The following is a 15,739-nucleotide window of genomic DNA, read 5'->3' on the forward strand; positions in this document are numbered from 1 at the left end:
CCCTCTCTCAGTACGCCAGCGAGCGGTCGACGGCGTCGAGTACCCGGTCCAGACCCGGCAGGTACTCCTCCTCCAGGCGCGCCGGCGGGTACGGGGCGTGGTAGCCGCCGACCCGCAGCACGGGCGCCTCCAGGTGGTAGAAGCACCGCTCGGTGATACGTGCCGCGATCTCCGCGCCGGAGCCGTAGAAGACCGGCGCCTCGTGCACGACGACCAGCCGGCGGGTCTTCTCCACCGACTTCTGGATGGCGTCGAAGTCGATCGGGGACATCGAGCGCAGGTCGAGGACCTCCACCGACTTGCCCTCCTCCTGCGCGGCGGCCGCGGCCTCCAGGCAGACCTTCACCATCGGGCCGTAGGCGGCGAGCGTCAGGTCCGCGCCCTCACGGGCGACCCGGGCCTTGTGCAGCTCACCCGGGATGGCCTCGGTGTCGACCTCGCTCTTGTCCCAGTAGCGCCGCTTCGGCTCGAAGAAGATCACCGGGTCGTCGCTCTGGATGGCCTGCTGGAGCATCCAGTACGCGTCGGACGAGTTGGAGGGCGAGACCACCTTCAGGCCCGCGACGTGCGCGAACAGCGCCTCGGGGGACTCGCTGTGGTGCTCGACCGCGCCGATGCCGCCGCCGTAGGGGATACGGACGACGACCGGCATCTTGATCTTGCCGAGCGCGCGGGCGTGCATCTTGGCGAGCTGCGTGACGATCTGGTCGTACGCGGGGAAGACGAAGCCGTCGAACTGGATCTCCACGACCGGCCGGTAGCCGCGCAGGGCCAAGCCGATCGCGGTGCCGACGATGCCCGACTCGGCGAGCGGGGTGTCGATGACCCGGTCCTCGCCGAAGTCCTTCTGCAGTCCGTCGGTGACCCGGAAGACACCGCCGAGCTTGCCGACGTCCTCGCCCATGATCAGGACCTTGGGGTCCGTCTCCAGGGCCGTGCGGAGCGACTCGTTGAGCGCCTTCGCGAGGGGAAGCTTCTGTACGCCCATGGTTACTTGACCTCGCCCTCGGCAGCGGAGTCCGCGAAGGACGCCTGGTAGGCGGCGAACTGCGCGCGCTCCTCGTCGACGAGCGCGTGCCCGTCGGCGTAGACATTCTCGAAGATCGCCATGTGGTCCGGGTCGGGCATGGCGCGGACGGCCTCGCGGACCCGCTTGCCGAGGGTCTCGCTCTCCGCCTCCAGCTCCTCGAAGAAGGCGGCGTCGGCGTGGCCGGCCTTCTCCAGGTACGCCTTGAGCCGCAGGATCGGGTCCTTGGCCTCCCAGGCCTCGCGCTCCTCGTCGGCCCGGTACTTCGTCGGGTCGTCGGAGGTGGTGTGCGCGCCCATGCGGTAGGTGAACGCCTCCACCAGGGTGGGGCCCTCACCTCGACGGGCCCGCTCCAGCGCCGACCGGGTCACGGCCAGGCAGGCGAGTACGTCATTGCCGTCGACGCGGACGCCGGGGAAGCCGTAGCCCTGTGCGCGCTGGTAGAGCGGGACGCGGGTCTGGCGCTCGGTGGGCTCGGAGATGGCCCACTGGTTGTTCTGGCAGAAGAAGACGACCGGGGCGTTGTAGACCGCGGAGAAGGTGAACGACTCGGCGACGTCACCCTGGCTGGACGCGCCGTCGCCGAAGTAGGCGATGACCGCGCTGTCCGCGCCGTCCTTGGCCACGCCCATGGCGTAGCCGGTGGCGTGCAGGGTCTGCGAGCCGATGACGATCGTGTACAGGTGGAAGTTGTTGCTGTTGGGGTCCCAGCCACCGTGGTTCACACCACGGAACATCCCGAGCAGGTTGGTCGGGTCGACCCCGCGGCACCAGGCGACACCGTGCTCACGGTAGGTCGGGAAGACGTAGTCGTCGTCCCGCAGGGCACGGCCGGAGCCGATCTGCGCGGCCTCCTGGCCGAGCAGCGACGCCCACAGCCCGAGCTCGCCCTGCCGCTGGAGCGCGGTGGCCTCGGCGTCGAAGCGCCGGGTGAGGACCATGTCGCGGTAGAGCCCGCGCAGCTCCTCGGGCGTCAGGTCGATGTCGTACTCCGGGTGCGCGACGCGCTCGCCCTCGGGCGTCAGCAGCTGCACCAGCTGGGGCTCGGAACTCTGTGGCTTCCTCGCGCTGGTGGTGCGCTTGGTGCCGCTGCCGCGTCGCGGCTTGCGCGCGGCAGTGCTCTCCACGGTCACGTGCGTGCTCCTCCGTCGGTCCGGCCCCCGGGATCCGCCGGGAAGGCCTGGGGTCCCCCCTACCGCAGGTAAGGGGAGGCTCGCCTGTATCCGTACCCGTGCACGGGGTGGGTGCGACTCGGCCGGGACAGGCGTGACAGGTGCCCCGGCGAGCGCCCTGTCATAGGCACGTTACCCAGTGCTTCGCATTACTGCGAAACCCCATTTGACCTGCGATTTTGCTTGGATTTCCAAGTAAATCGAGAAACGCGGGAACAACCACTGGTCACAGCCTTGCAGGCCGCCGGAACACGGGCACGTTATCCCGGTGACCCCGGGCACGGGAAGAGTGAATATGTGAAACTGACCCCGTGCGCGAATCAGGCAAAATCACTGTTTTCCTCCTGGACGACCACGAAGTCGTCCGCCGGGGCGTCCACGATCTCCTCTCCGGAGAGGACGACATCGAGGTCGTCGGCGAGGCCGGTAACGCCGCGGACGCGCTGGTCAGGATCCCCGCGACCCGTCCCGACGTCGCCGTTCTCGACGTACGCCTGCCGGACGGTAGCGGCGTCGAGGTCTGCCGCGAAATCCGTTCGCGCGACGAGGACATCAAATGCCTGATGCTCACCTCCTACGCGGATGACGAGGCACTCTTCGACGCGATCATGGCCGGGGCCTCGGGTTATGTCCTCAAGGCCATTCGGGGCAATGAGCTCCTCACGGCCGTACGGGACGTGGCGGCCGGCAAGTCGCTGCTGGACCCGGTCGCCACCGCGCGCGTACTGGAGCGCCTGCGCGACGGGAACAACGCGAAGAGCGACGACAAGCTCTCCGGACTCACCGACCAGGAACGCAGGATCCTCGATCTGATCGGCGAGGGCCTGACCAACCGCGTCATCGGCGAGCGGCTCCACCTTGCCGAGAAGACGATCAAGAACTATGTCTCCAGCCTGCTCTCCAAGCTGGGCATGGAGCGCCGCTCGCAGGCCGCCGCGTATGTGGCACGCCTCCAGGCCGAGCGCCGCTGACCGCCGGCGCACGTCGGGACACGGACCCGGCGGCCAAGGCGCCCGCCGCGCCCCATTCGGGACGTAGGTCCTGCCCAAACAGGGCAGAGGACCCCTTTTCGCGGGTCCGCCCGGCGCCCCAGAGTGGAAGCCATGTCCACCGAGGAGATCCGCGCGATGGAGCTGCTCCGCCGCGTTTCGTACGGGCGGGTGGCGACCAGCATGCGAGCGATGCCGTGCCTCGTACCGGCACGGCACATCGTGACCGACCGCTGCCTGATCGTCAGGCTGCACCGCGGGCTGGGCCACCACCGGGCGTGCGACGGCGGCGTGGTGGCGTACGGCTCGGACAATCTCCACTCCCGCGAGGAGGGCCGCGAGCTCTGGTCCGTGCAGGTCACGGGCACCGCGCGGATCGTCGAGCCGACCGAGGACCAGCTGGAGCTCCTGGGGCCCGGGCCGGCGTTCGTCGATGGTCGGCCGTTCGATCCCGTTCATATGTGTATCGAGCCGCAGTTCGTCACCGTGCACACGCTCGACTACTCCGGGGAGCGACAACTTCACCACGTTGCGTGATCTACCATTTGGTGAGTGCCGCGCTCATATGCAACTGCCGCCCCCTCCGTCGGCCCACCCGTCGGTGCGCTGCTGCGCCGCTACGAGGGTGCCGGTGACCCGCTCTCCTGCGAGCCGGTCACCCTCGGCCTGCTGAACCGCGGCTACCGCCTCTCCACCACCCACGGCGCCTACTTCCTCAAGCACCACCTCGACGGCGACCCCGACGCCATCGCCCGCCAGCACCGCGCGACCCAGCGCCTCCAGTCCCTCGGAGTGCCCGTCGCCCCGCCCGTGGAGGACACCCACGGCGACACCGTCGCCGTGATCGGCGGCCACTGCTACGCCCTGCACCCCTGGGTCGAAGGACGGCACCGCGACGGCGCCCAGCTGACGACCGTGGAATCGCGGCGCCTCGGGGCGCTCCTCGGGCTCGTCCACACCTGTCTGGAGCAGGTCATGGAGCCCGGCCCGCGCCGGCGCTACGAGAGCGCCGACCCCGCCGACACCTTCGAGGTGATCGACGAACTGCTGCGCCACGCCCGCGCCCGGCGACCCCGGACCGGCTTCGACGAGCTGGCCGAACACCGCCTCGCCGAACGGCGGTTGCTGATCGAGGAACACGCCCACCGCCGCCCGCCGCCCGCGGACGCCGGCGGCTGGGTGCACGGCGACTTCCACCCCCTCAACCTGCTCTACCGGGGCGCGGAACCGGCCGCCATCGTCGACTGGGACCGGCTCGGCGTGCACCCGCGGGCGGAGGAGGCGGTCAGGGCCGCCGCCATCTTTTTCGTACAGCCCGCGGGCGAACTGGAGTTGGCGAAGGTACGCGCCTACGCCCGTGCGTACCGGCGGGCCGCGCACGCCGACGCGGCCGAACTGGCCGCCGCCGTCCACCGGGTGTGGTGGGAGCGGCTCAACGACTTCTGGATACTGCGCTGGCGCTACCAGCTGCACGACCACAGGGCCGACCCGCAGTTTCCCGCGGCGTCGGCCCTGGCGGTGTGGTGGACAAGGGAGTACGAGGCGGTGCGCGAGGCCTTCACGGGGTGAGGGCGAGGGTGAGCGCGACGGTGACCAGTGCGGGTGGAAGTCACCGGTCACCGGTCACCGTTGGACGTCAGGTTCCCGTGGTGTTTCCGCCCGGGGTGCCGTTCGCGCCCACCGTGGCGCCCTCGGTCGTGCCCTGCGTCGTGCCCTGCGTGGTCCCCTGGGTCGTGCCCTGCGTCGTGCCCTCGGCCGTGCCCTCCGTCGACCCCTCGGTGGTGCCCTCCGTGGACCCGTCCGTCGAACCTTCCGTGGACCCCTCGGTGGTGCCCTCCGTGCTGCCGTCGGTGGTCGTACCGCCCTCCGTGGTACCGGGCGAGGAGGAGGAACTGCCCGACGGGGACGGGTCGTCGCTCTCGGTGTGCGAGGGCTTCTCCGGCGGCGGGTTGTTCGTCCACTGGTCGCCGCCCGTGGAGGTGTCCGGCTCGTCGGTCTCCTGGGACTGCTCGTCCGACGGCGTCGGGGTGGTACCGGACTTCGACGGCGTGTTGGAGATCGACGGCTTGTCGGTCTTCCCGTTGTCGGTGTCGTTCGGCCGGTCGAGCGCGTACACGACGCCGGCGGTGATCGCGATCAGCGCGAGCGCCAGGAACAGCCAGAGCTTGCCGCGGCCGCTGCCGCCCTGCCCGCCTCCGTTGTATCCGCCGTCGTACCCGCCGTCGTGCGGGTTCACCGGCGGCAGGATCGCGCCGCCCTTGGAGGTGTCACCGTGCACCGGGTGACCCATCGCGGCGGTCGCGGCGGTGCCGTGGCCCGGAGTGTGGTGGGCGAGCTCGTGCGTCTGCACGGGGCCCGTGTTCCACCCACCGGTGTGACCGCCCTGCTGCTGGAGCATCTGCAGCCCGTACTGCACCAGGCCGCGCATCTCCTCGGCGCTCTGGAACCGGTCGTCCGGGTCCTTCGCGAGCGACCGCATGACCAGACCGTCGAGCTCGGGCGGGGACACGTCCGCCACCTCCGACGGCGGCACCGGCGCGTCCTGGACGTGCTGGTACACCACCGAGAGCGGGGTCTCACCCGTGAACGGGGGCCGCAGCGCCAGCAGTTCGTACAGCAGGCAGCCCGTGGCGTAGAGGTCGGAGCGGTGGTCGACGGCCTTGCCCAGCGCCTGCTCCGGCGAGAGGTACTGCGGGGTGCCCATGACCATGCCGGTCTGGGTCATCGTCGACTGCGCGCCGTGCAGGGCGCGCGCGATGCCGAAGTCCATCACCTTCACCGCGCCGCCGTGCGTGATGATGACGTTCGCCGGCTTGATGTCACGGTGCACGATGCCGTGCTGGTGCGAGTACGCCAGCGCTTCCAGGACACCCGACACGATGATGAGCGCCTGCTCCGGCGGCGGGGCCTCCGCGCTGATGAGCAGATCGCGGATCGTGCGCCCCTCGACCAGCTCCATCACGATGTACGGGACGGAGTGTCCGGCGACGACGTCCTCGCCGGAGTCGTAGACCGCCACGATCGCATGGTGGTTGAGGCCGGCGACCGACTGCGCCTCACGGGTGAAGCGGGCCTTGGACACCGGGTCCTCGGCGAGATCCGAGCGGAGAAGCTTGACGGCGACCGTACGGCCGAGCCGTACGTCCTCCGCCGCGAACACCTCGGCCATGCCGCCGCGTCCGAGACGGTGCGTCAGCCGGTAACGCCCTTCGCCGACCAGGCCACCGACGCCCCATGACTCCGCATCCGACACTCCGCCGCCGCCTGCTTCGGGTTCGGGTGCCATCAGTCCTCGCCGTCGTTTCTGTCCGCGTGCTGGGTGCGCGGTCTTCCGCCGTGTCTTTGGGGGTCCTACGCCATGTCACGCTACAGGCTTCCTGCGACCCCCCGGTCCGAGACGGACGGGCCATCCAACCGGTTCCTCGTACGCCCATGCAAATTCGGTCCTGTTCCGGTAACGCTTGCGAGACGCTTCTTGTGCGTACGGTCACGGAACGGGCACCCGGCTTGACGTGTCACTGCCCTGGGGCAGACTTGGCCAGTAAATTCCGGATCATCGCTCGCCACGCGCGCGTAGGGGGAAGCACGAAATGAGCCAGGACGGCGCACAGGGCCGCTATGCCGGCGGTTCCGTAGCGGGCGGCCGGTACCAGCTTCGCGACCTGCTCGGCGAAGGCGGCATGGCGTCCGTATATCTGGCGTACGACAGCGCGCTGGACCGTCAGGTCGCCATCAAGACGCTGCACACCGAGCTCGGCCGCGAGCAGTCGTTCCGGGAGCGGTTCCGGCGCGAGGCACAGGCGGTGGCGAAGCTGTCGCACACCAACATCGTGTCGGTCTTCGACACCGGCGAGGACGAGCTCGACGGCTCGCTGATGCCGTACATCGTCATGGAGTACGTGGAGGGCCGGCCCCTCGGATCGGTGCTCGCCGCCGACATCCAGCAGTACGGCGCGATGCCCGCAGACAAGGCGCTGAAGGTCACCGGCGATGTGCTGGCGGCGCTGGAGACCAGCCACGAGATGGGCCTGGTCCACCGCGACATCAAGCCCGGCAACGTGATGATGACCAAGCGCGGCGTCGTCAAGGTGATGGACTTCGGCATCGCCCGCGCGATGCAGTCGGGCGTCACGTCGATGACGCAGACCGGCATGGTCGTCGGAACGCCGCAGTACCTGTCGCCCGAACAGGCCCTCGGCCGGGGCGTGGACGCCCGTTCCGACCTGTACTCGGTCGGCATCATGCTCTTCCAGCTCCTGACGGGCCGTCTGCCGTTCGAAGCGGACTCGCCGCTGGCGATCGCGTACGCACACGTGCAGGAGGAGCCGGTCGCTCCGTCCTCCATCAACCGGTCCGTGACCCCGGCGATGGACGCGCTCGTCGCCCGCGCTCTGAAGAAGAACCCGAACGAGCGCTTCCCGAGCGCCGCGGCCATGCGCGACGAGTGCCTGCGCGTCCTGTCGGCGGGCCAGTCGGGCGCGCCGGTCATCGTCGCGGGCGGGCCCGTCAGCAGCGGCTCGGCCGTGGGCTCGGCGGTCTTCCCGCCGGTCGGCCAGGGCACCGCCGCCCCCGGCCCGCAGAGCGTGCACACGCCGTACCAGTCGCACACCCCGCAGCCGGGTCCGTACGGTCCTCCGACACCGGCACCGACACCGGCACCGACGCCTGCGGCCGGCTACGGCTACCCGCAGCACACGCCGCCGCCCGCTGCCGCCTACCAGTCCCCGACGCCGAGCCCCGCGCCGTACACCATGGTGCCCCAGCACTCGGGCCCGGTGGGCGCCGGTGCCGGCGGCTCCGGAAAGCGGAACATGCCGGTGATCGTGGGCGCGATCGTCGTCGCGCTGATCGCCATCGGCGGTGTGATCACGGCCATCTCGCTGCAGGGCGACGACCCGGGCACCGAGGCCGGCGGCGGCGGTGCGAGCGAATCGGCGGCGGCCGGGCACAAGGGCCCCGACCTCAGCAAGACCATCGACAAGAAGGAATGCCTCGAGCCGACCGAGTCCAGCGAGGACCCGGAGAAGTTCGAGCTGCCGGACTTCCGCTACAAGAACATCCAGTCGGTGAAGGCCTGTGTGCAAGCCGCCGGCTGGAAGATCATGAAGCAGACGCCGGTGGACGAGGCCACCTACGGCGAGGGCACGATCCTCAACCAGTTCCCGCCCGCGGACGCGGACGTGAAGAAGGAAGAGGTCGAACTGACCCTGGAGATCTCCACGGGCAACCCGCCGGAGTAGTCGACCCGGGGTGGTCGTCCAGGAGTAGTCGCCTGCGAGGAGTCGGCCCCGGGCAGTCGCCCCGGAGGAGTCGGCCCTGGCCTTGGTCCGGGGAGCGCCGGCTGGGGGCCGGGGAGGCCCGGGCGGCTGCGGCTGGGCGGCCGTGCGGCTGGGCGGCTGCGGTTGGGGGCTGGGCGGCTGCGGCTGGGCGGCCGGCTGAGTGGCCGGCGGCCGGCCGGAGATCACTCGGTGACCGCTCGGCGACCGCTCAATCGGCGGACGGCACACACTCGGCATGGGAACGGCCCTGCGCACCGGAAAGGTGCGCCGGGCCGTTCGGCGTGTCGGAGACGGAACGCGCCCCCGGTGTGCTAGCCGAGATGCCGTATGCGTGGCGTCGTGTGACGCTGAGTTCAACACCTCGGCGACTCGGCACGGGAGGGGGTCACCCTGTGACTCCAGAACTCCGCAGGCGGTGGGCGCTCACCCCGGCGCTCGCGTCCCTGCTGTTGGCCACGCCCGGCGTCGCCTTCGGGGAGCCGGTCACCCGGGCCGAGGGTCCGGCTGCCGGAGCGCCCGGCTTCGCCTTTTCCGCCCCTCCGGCCCATGGGCCGGCGCGGCCCACGGCCACCCCTTCGCGCCCCGCGGCGGCGACGGGGAAGACCCCGGGGCCCGGGGCGGCACCCACGGTCACGCCGGCCGCCGACCCCCGGAAGCCGTCCGGTCCCGACGAGCTCTCCGGTCGGGAGGAGCCTTCCGGTTCGGACGAGGCGAACGAGCCCGAGGACGAGTCCGGCTCCGGAGGGCCCGCCGGCCCCGCGAAGCCGTCCCCCTCGGCGACGCTCGCCGGGCGGCAGGCCGGCGAAGGTCACGCACGGCCGGGGCGCCGGCCCGCGTCCCGCCAGAGCGCCGTTCCGGTCCGGCCGGACACCCCGGCCGGCCTGTCACGTACCAAAACCGCAACACCCGTGCCCCCGGAGAGGGAGGCGGAGGGGGATGCGGAGATGGTCCCCGAGACGGAGGAGCCGCTGGCCGCGACTCCGCCCGCGAGCGCGTCCACCGCTGCCCGGGCGGACGCCGCGCAGTCCGCCGGGAACGTCGTTGACCGGCAGATTCCCGTCCTGACGATGGGCGCCGGACTCGCCATGATGGGCCTCGGTATCGGCTTCCTCGGGTTCCGGCTGCGGCGGCGCTGAGCGCCCCGCCGACCCTGCCGTCCCCCTTGAGACGGACCCTCCAGGTCCCTCTCAGGGCGCTTGTCTCCGTCGGCATACTCGGTATACATACTGAGTATGTCGATCCGCCACGGGCTTCTCGCCCTCCTCGAACGCGGCCCTCGCTACGGCTCACAGCTCCGTACGGAGTTCGAGTCCCGCACCGGCTCCACCTGGCCCCTGAACGTCGGCCAGGTCTATACGACGCTCAGTCGGCTGGAGCGCGACGGCATGGTCGCGCAGAGCGGCGAGGACGACGCCGGCCATGCGCTGTACACGATCACGGACGGCGGCCGCGCCGAGCTCAGGACGTGGTTCGAGCGGCCCGTGGACCGCACCAGCCCGGCCCGCGACGAACTGGCCATCAAACTCGCGATGGCCATAGGAGCCCCCGGGGTCGACATTCGCGCCGTCATCCAGTCCCAGCGCCACCACACCGTGAAGGCGATGCAGGACTACACCCGGCTCAAGGCCCAGGCGATCACCGCCATCGAGAGCGGGGCCCAGCAGGGGCGTGACGACGTGGCCTGGCTGCTCGTACTGGAGCAGTTGATCTTCCAGACGGAGGCCGAGGCCCGTTGGCTCGACCACTGTGAGGCCCGTCTCATCCGGCTCTCCACGACGGCCGCCGGACAGAGTCCGCCGACGGCGCGCGGACACGCGACCGTGCCGGTGGCCGAGGCGAGCCAGGCACCGCGGCGCTGACACCGCGCCCCCGCTCTTCGGGCTTCAGCCCTTCCCGACCTTCCCGTAGTTCATCCGCTCCGTACGTGCGCGTACGCCCAAGGGGGGACCCCTCTCCATGACCGACCGACCGCAGCCCGTGCTGCAGCTCCAGCAGTTGACCCGCGTCCATGGCTCCGGCGCCACCGAGGTGCACGCCCTGCGCGGGATCGACCTCGACGTCTTTCCCGGTGAACTCGTCGCCGTCATGGGCCCCTCCGGCTCCGGCAAGTCCACCCTGCTCACCATCGCGGGTGGTCTCGACACCCCCACCTCGGGCCGCGTGATCGTCGAGAACACCGACATCACCACCGGCGACCGCAAGACCCTCGCCGCCCTGCGCCGCCGCAGCATCGGTTACGTCTTCCAGGACTACAACCTCATCCCGGCCCTCACGGCCGCCGAGAACGTGGCCCTCCCCCGCGAGCTCGACGGCATCTCGGCCCGCAAGGCGCGCGGCGAGGCGCTCGCCGCGCTGGAGGAGATGGAGCTCGGCCACCTCGCCGACCGGTTCCCCGACGAGATGTCCGGCGGCCAGCAGCAGCGCGTCGCCATCGCCCGCGCCCTGGTCGGCGATCGCCGCCTGGTCCTGGCGGACGAGCCGACGGGCGCACTCGACTCCGAGACCGGCGAGTCCGTCCTCGCCCTGCTGCGCTCCCGCTGCGACGCGGGCGCGGCCGGCGTGCTGGTCACCCACGAGCCGCGGTTCGCCGCCTGGGCCGACCGCGTGGTCTTCCTGCGCGACGGTGCCGTCGTCGACCAGACCATGCGCAGCGAGGCCGACTCGCTCCTGACGGGCCAGGCGGCCGAGCGGTGACGAACTGGTTCCACTCCTGGCGCGCCGCGGTGCGTATCGCCCGCCGTGACGCCTGGCGCTTCAAGGGACGCAGCTTCCTCGTCCTCGCGATGATCGCCCTTCCCATCCTTGGCGTCAGCGCCTTCGATCTGACCATGCGCAGCTCCGAACTCTCCGTCGAGGAGAGGGCGGAGCGCGCCCTCGGCGCCGCCGACGCGCGGCTCAGCGACCCCGGCTTCGCCGGAGTGGCGATCTACCAGTCGCCGGACAGCGAGAACCACAGCCCGGCCGAGGACTTCGAGGGCAAGCCGTGGCCGAACGGCCCCGCCGATCTCACCAAGGCCGTCCCCGCCGGTGCCACGACCCTCATCGACTCCACGGGCAACGGCAAGCTGCGGACCACCCACGGCCTGCTCCAGACCGAGGTCCGTGAGCTCAAGGCCTCCGACCCGATGGCCAAGGGCATCATGTCCCTCCAGGAGGGCCGGTTCCCCGAGAAGCCCGACGAGGTCTCCGCGACCACGCACTTCCTGGAGAACAGCGGGCTGAAGGTGGGCTCGACGCTCACGGCCCGCGGCTTCGACCGCGAGTACACGATCGTCGGCTCCTACGAGCTCCCCAACGAGCTCAAGACCGACCAGGTCAACGCGCTGCCGGGGGCCTTCCTCGCCCCGTACGGCAAGGCACTGGAGGCATCGGGACTGCGCGCCCAGGACATCAGCAGCACCTATCTGCTGAAGGTCTCCGGTGGTTTCACGTGGAACATGGTCAAGGAGACCAACACCAAGGGCATCGTTGTCATGTCTCGCGCGGTGCTCCTCCACCCGCCGGCCGACTCCGACGTCCCGCTCTACCAGCACAAGGACTGGGGTTCGTTCGGGCGGAGTGCGGCCGCTGACGCCGCGGCCCTCGCCGCCGTGGGCACGATCGTCGGTCTCGCCATGCTGGAGATCTGCCTGCTGGCCGGCCCCGCGTTCGCCGTGGGCGCCCGCCGCTCGCGCCGCCAGCTCGGGCTCGTCGGCGCCAACGGCGGCGACCGCCGTCACATCCGCGCCATCGTCCTGGCCGGCGGCCTGGTGATCGGATTCGCCGCGGCCGTGGTCGGCACGGTCCTCGGACTCATTCTCACCTTCGCGCTCCAGCCGCTCCTCGAGACGTACATGGGCCAGCGGTTCGGCGCCTTCGACGTCCGTCCGCTGGAGCTGCTGGGGATCGCCGTGCTGGCGGTGGTGACCGGTCTGCTGGCCGCGATCGTCCCCGCCATCACCGCCTCCCGGCAGTCGGTCCTCGCCTCGCTCACCGGCCGCCGGGGTGTGCGCCGCAGCAATCGGGTGCTGCCCGTCGTCGGACTCGTCGCCGTGCTCCTCGGCGCGGCCATCGCGCTGTACGGGTCGCTGGTCTCCGACGAGTTCTTGATCGTCGCGGGCGGCAGCGCCCTCGCCGAGCTGGGCGTCGTCGCCCTGACCCCCGCGCTGGTCGGTCTCTTCGGCCGTACGGGCCGCTGGCTGCCCCTGTCGCCCCGGCTGGCCCTGCGGGACGCCGTACGCAACCGGGGCCGCACGGCACCCGCCGTGGCCGCCGTGCTGGCCGCCGTCGCGGGCACGGTCGCCGTCGCCACCTACGCGGCGAGCAGCGACGCCCAGGCCCGTGCCGCCTATGAGCCGCGGCTGCCCTACGGCGCCGTGTCGGTCATGCTCGACGAGGACGGCGGCCGGGACGTTCCCGGTGTGCGCGACGCGGTGCAGAAGTACCTGCCCATCGACGTACGGGCCGACGTGGACCGGATCTCGGTCGGCAAGCCCGGCTGCTCGACCTACGGCGGTGGCAAGGAATGCGGCCGCCTCGAGATCGTCATACCGAAGGCGAACGAGTGCCCGCTGTGGGGCCCTGCCGTGGACGGCAAGGACCCGTCGGAGAGGTTCTCCCAGGAGGAGCGCCGCAAGCTCGCCAAGGACTGGCGCTGCGATTCGATGGGCGGCGGTGGCTACGGTGACGGCGTCCTCGTCGGCGACGAGAAGGTCCTCCAGGTGCTCGGGATCACCGACACCGGAGCCAGGAAAGCACTGGCCGAAGGCAAGATCGTCACCTTCTCGAAGCCCCCGGTCGACAAGACCGGGAAGGTGGGCCTGCGGCTGATCACCGACACCGAGAAGGCCGATCTGGCCGCGCAGAACGGCAAGGACCCGGAGGGCGAGATCAAGACCTTCCCCGCCTACCAGGTCCCGAGCGGCAAGGACTCGTACGGAATCGGTTCGATCCTCTCCCCGGTCGCGGCCAAGGCCGCCGGTCTCACGACGGTGCCACTCGGCGCGTTCTACTCCACCGACCACATGCCGAGCTCCGAACAGCGGCAGAAGCTCGACGGCGAGCTCGCCAAGACCGGCGGCAGCATCGACCTCCACCTGGAGGAGGGCTTCGTCAGCGAGAACAGCATCGTGCTCCTCTCCCTGACGGTCTTCGCCGGACTCATCACCATCGGCGCCGCCGGCATCGCCACCGGCCTCGCCCAGGCCGACGCCGAGGCCGACCTGAAGACGCTGGCCGCGGTCGGGGCGCCGCCGCGGGTCCGCAGGACGCTCAGCGGATTCCAGTGCGGGGTGGTGGCCGCGATGGGTGTGGTGCTCGGCTCGGCGGCCGGAGTGCTCCCGGCGGTCGGACTGCGCCTCACCGAGGAACGCCAGCAGCTCGCCTGGTACGAGGAGGCCCTCAACCAGGGCTACGGGGCCGACGCCCCGCCCCAGGTACCGATCGTGGTCCCGTGGGAGACCCTGGGGGCCCTGCTGGTCCTCGTCCCGCTCGGAGCCGCAGTCCTGGCCGCGCTGGTCACCCGCTCCCGCGGGGCGCTCGCCCGCCGCGCCGCGACCTGACGGGCCCGGGCCGACGGACGACCGTCGTGCCGTGAATGTGCCCCCGTACGAGGGTGGATCACCCCCGTACGGGGGCACACCGTGTCTGGAGGCGCGTGTGCGAGAGAATGACGGCATGGAGATGCCGAGGAGTGAACGGTCGCAGGAGAGCCCCCATGTCCTGGTGGTGGGGCAGGACGGGACGGCTGTCGGCGGCGCCGACGACGAGTCGCGCGAGGTGCCCGTGACGGACATGGTCGAACAGCCCGCAAAGGTCATGCGCATCGGCAGCATGATCAAGCAACTCCTCGAGGAAGTCCGCGCGGCTCCTCTGGACGAGGCGAGCCGGGTCAGGCTCAAGGACATCCACGCGAGCTCGGTGAAGGAGCTCGAGGACGGGCTGGCGCCCGAGCTGGTCGAGGAACTGGAGCGTCTTTCCCTGCCGTTCACCGACGAGGCCATCCCCTCCGAGGCGGAACTGCGCATCGCGCAGGCCCAGTTGGTGGGTTGGCTGGAGGGGCTCTTCCATGGCATCCAGACGGCGCTGTTCGCCCAGCAGATGGCGGCCCGCGCCCAACTGGAGCAGATGCGCCGCGCGCTGCCGCCGGGCTCCTCGCACGAGGACGACGACGACAGCGGGCACGGGGCGATTCGTTCGGGCCCGTATCTGTAGCGGGTGATGACGGCAGTACGGGTGAGGGGCCGGCGCGCGTGGTGCGCACCGGCCCCTCACCCGTGAGTCGGCCTGGTGTGGTCAGGCTTTGTCGGGGGTCACCAGCAGTACCTTGCCCACATGGGAGCTGGACTCCAGCGCCCGGTGGCCGTCCGCCGCGTGGGACATCAACAGGGTGCGGTCGACCACGGGGCGGACCGTGCCGGCGCCGATGAGCGGCCAGACGTGCTCCCGCACCGCAGCGATGATCGCCGCCTTCTCCTGCACGGGGCGGGCCCTCAGCGTGGTCGCCGTGACGGCCGCGCGCTTCCCCATCAGGGCGCCCAGGTTCAACTCGCCCTTCACACCGCCCTGCAGACCGATGATGGCCAGGCGTCCATTGACCGCGAGCGCCTTCACGTTCCGGTCCAGGTACTTCGCTCCGACGATGTCGAGGATGACGTCCGCGCCCGCCCCGTCCGTCTCCTTGCGCAGCTCCTCGACGAAGTCCTGTTCGCGGTAGTCGATGAGGATGTCCGCGCCGAGTTCGGCGCACCGCGCCAGTTTGTCCGGGCCACCCGCGGTGACCGCGACCCGCGCGCCGATGGCCTTGGCGAGCTGGATCGCCATCGTGCCGATCCCGCTCCCGCCACCGTGCACCAGCAGCGTCTCGCCCGGCCGCAGGTGCGCGATCATGAAGACATTGGACCAGACCGTGGCGGTCACCTCGGGCAGCGCGGCCGCCGTGACCAGGTCGATCCCCTCGGGTACGGGCAGCAGCTGGCCCGCCGGGACGACGACCTTCTCCGCGTACCCGCCGCCGGTGAGCAGGGCGCACACCTCGTCACCGACTGACCAGCCGGAGACACCCGGTCCAAGGGCCGCGATCCGGCCGGAGCATTCGAGGCCGGGGTAAGGAGAGGTGCCGGGCGGCGGGTCGTAATGGCCCTGACGCTGGAGGAGGTCCGCGCGGTTGACCGCGCTCGCCACCACCTCGACGAGGACCTCCCCCTCGCCGGGCACGGGATCGGGCACCTCGGCCCAGACGAGCGCCTCGGGGCCACCGGGTTCCGGAATCGTGATCGCATGCATGGCGGCGAG

Annotated in this window: 13 protein-coding genes; 9 read left to right on the top strand and 4 right to left on the bottom strand. The window is 71.1% G+C overall.

Annotated elements, in window-relative coordinates:
• Positions 1–7: 7 nt before the first annotated feature.
• Positions 8–988: an alpha-ketoacid dehydrogenase subunit beta gene (locus tag ACZ7J0_RS13300; protein ID WP_470886855.1), complete on the bottom strand. Its 981-nt coding sequence runs from the start codon at positions 986–988 to the stop codon at positions 8–10.
• A gap of 2 nt (positions 989–990) precedes the next feature.
• Entirely contained in the window at positions 991–2,160 is a 1,170-nt protein-coding gene (gene pdhA, locus ACZ7J0_RS13305; protein WP_470886857.1) for a pyruvate dehydrogenase (acetyl-transferring) E1 component subunit alpha, read from the bottom strand.
• A 350-nt stretch (positions 2,161–2,510) separates the two neighbouring features.
• On the opposite strand from pdhA, the gene ACZ7J0_RS13310 reads away from it, so the two are divergent.
• From ACZ7J0_RS13310 to ACZ7J0_RS13320, 3 genes are all read left to right on the top strand, one after another.
• A complete protein-coding gene (locus ACZ7J0_RS13310) occupies positions 2,511–3,170 on the top strand; it encodes a response regulator (protein WP_470886859.1) in 660 nt (219 codons plus the stop codon).
• A gap of 132 nt (positions 3,171–3,302) precedes the next feature.
• A complete protein-coding gene (locus ACZ7J0_RS13315) occupies positions 3,303–3,725 on the top strand; it encodes a pyridoxamine 5'-phosphate oxidase family protein (protein WP_470886861.1) in 423 nt (140 codons plus the stop codon).
• 15 nt (positions 3,726–3,740) lie between these two features.
• Entirely contained in the window at positions 3,741–4,757 is a 1,017-nt protein-coding gene (locus tag ACZ7J0_RS13320) for a phosphotransferase (RefSeq protein WP_470886863.1), read from the top strand.
• Between the two features lie 67 nt (positions 4,758–4,824).
• On the opposite strand, the gene ACZ7J0_RS13325 is transcribed toward ACZ7J0_RS13320, so the two are convergent.
• The gene (locus ACZ7J0_RS13325) at positions 4,825–6,474 is read right to left on the bottom strand and encodes a protein kinase domain-containing protein (protein ID WP_470886864.1); all 1,650 of its coding nucleotides are present in this window, start codon (positions 6,472–6,474) and stop codon (positions 4,825–4,827) included.
• Between the two features lie 304 nt (positions 6,475–6,778).
• Between ACZ7J0_RS13325 and ACZ7J0_RS13330 the strand changes: the two genes are divergently transcribed.
• From ACZ7J0_RS13330 to ACZ7J0_RS13355, 6 genes are all read left to right on the top strand, one after another.
• Entirely contained in the window at positions 6,779–8,428 is a 1,650-nt protein-coding gene (locus ACZ7J0_RS13330) for a protein kinase domain-containing protein (RefSeq protein WP_470886866.1), read from the top strand.
• Positions 8,429–8,859: 431 nt separating this feature from the next.
• Positions 8,860–9,603 (top strand): hypothetical protein, encoded by a 744-nt coding sequence (locus ACZ7J0_RS13335; RefSeq protein WP_470886868.1) that lies wholly within the window; start codon positions 8,860–8,862, stop codon positions 9,601–9,603.
• A gap of 96 nt (positions 9,604–9,699) precedes the next feature.
• On the top strand, positions 9,700–10,326 hold the full coding sequence (locus ACZ7J0_RS13340) for a PadR family transcriptional regulator (protein ID WP_470886870.1): 627 nt from the start codon (positions 9,700–9,702) through the stop codon (positions 10,324–10,326).
• A 97-nt stretch (positions 10,327–10,423) separates the two neighbouring features.
• The gene (locus ACZ7J0_RS13345; RefSeq protein ID WP_470886872.1) at positions 10,424–11,161 is read left to right on the top strand and encodes an ABC transporter ATP-binding protein; all 738 of its coding nucleotides are present in this window, start codon (positions 10,424–10,426) and stop codon (positions 11,159–11,161) included.
• Complete coding sequence (locus ACZ7J0_RS13350; protein WP_470886874.1) at positions 11,158–14,007, top strand: ABC transporter permease; 2,850 nt, start codon at positions 11,158–11,160, stop codon at positions 14,005–14,007. Before ACZ7J0_RS13345 ends, ACZ7J0_RS13350 begins: the two co-directional genes overlap by 4 nt.
• Before the next feature lie 115 nt (positions 14,008–14,122).
• Entirely contained in the window at positions 14,123–14,659 is a 537-nt protein-coding gene (locus tag ACZ7J0_RS13355) for a bacterial proteasome activator family protein (RefSeq protein WP_470887308.1), read from the top strand.
• An 81-nt stretch (positions 14,660–14,740) separates the two neighbouring features.
• Here the strand turns inward: ACZ7J0_RS13355 and ACZ7J0_RS13360 are convergent, their stop codons facing one another.
• A complete protein-coding gene (locus ACZ7J0_RS13360) occupies positions 14,741–15,730 on the bottom strand; it encodes an NAD(P)H-quinone oxidoreductase (RefSeq protein ID WP_470886876.1) in 990 nt (329 codons plus the stop codon).
• Positions 15,731–15,739: the final 9 nt, after the last annotated feature.

The sequence above is a fragment of the Streptomyces sp. NPDC038280 genome (assembly GCF_055600045.1).

Coding starts and splice junctions, on each gene's coding strand:
- ACZ7J0_RS13340 (WP_470886870.1), top strand. CDS start 9,700: ATGTCGATCCGCCACGGGCTTCTCGCCCTCCTCGAACGCGGCCCTCGC.
- ACZ7J0_RS13315 (WP_470886861.1), top strand. CDS start 3,303: ATGTCCACCGAGGAGATCCGCGCGATGGAGCTGCTCCGCCGCGTTTCG.
- ACZ7J0_RS13345 (WP_470886872.1), top strand. CDS start 10,424: ATGACCGACCGACCGCAGCCCGTGCTGCAGCTCCAGCAGTTGACCCGC.
- ACZ7J0_RS13300 (WP_470886855.1), bottom strand. CDS start 988: ATGGGCGTACAGAAGCTTCCCCTCGCGAAGGCGCTCAACGAGTCGCTC.
- ACZ7J0_RS13330 (WP_470886866.1), top strand. CDS start 6,779: ATGAGCCAGGACGGCGCACAGGGCCGCTATGCCGGCGGTTCCGTAGCG.
- ACZ7J0_RS13360 (WP_470886876.1), bottom strand. CDS start 15,730: ATGCATGCGATCACGATTCCGGAACCCGGTGGCCCCGAGGCGCTCGTC.
- ACZ7J0_RS13355 (WP_470887308.1), top strand. CDS start 14,123: ATGGAGATGCCGAGGAGTGAACGGTCGCAGGAGAGCCCCCATGTCCTG.
- ACZ7J0_RS13325 (WP_470886864.1), bottom strand. CDS start 6,474: ATGGCACCCGAACCCGAAGCAGGCGGCGGCGGAGTGTCGGATGCGGAG.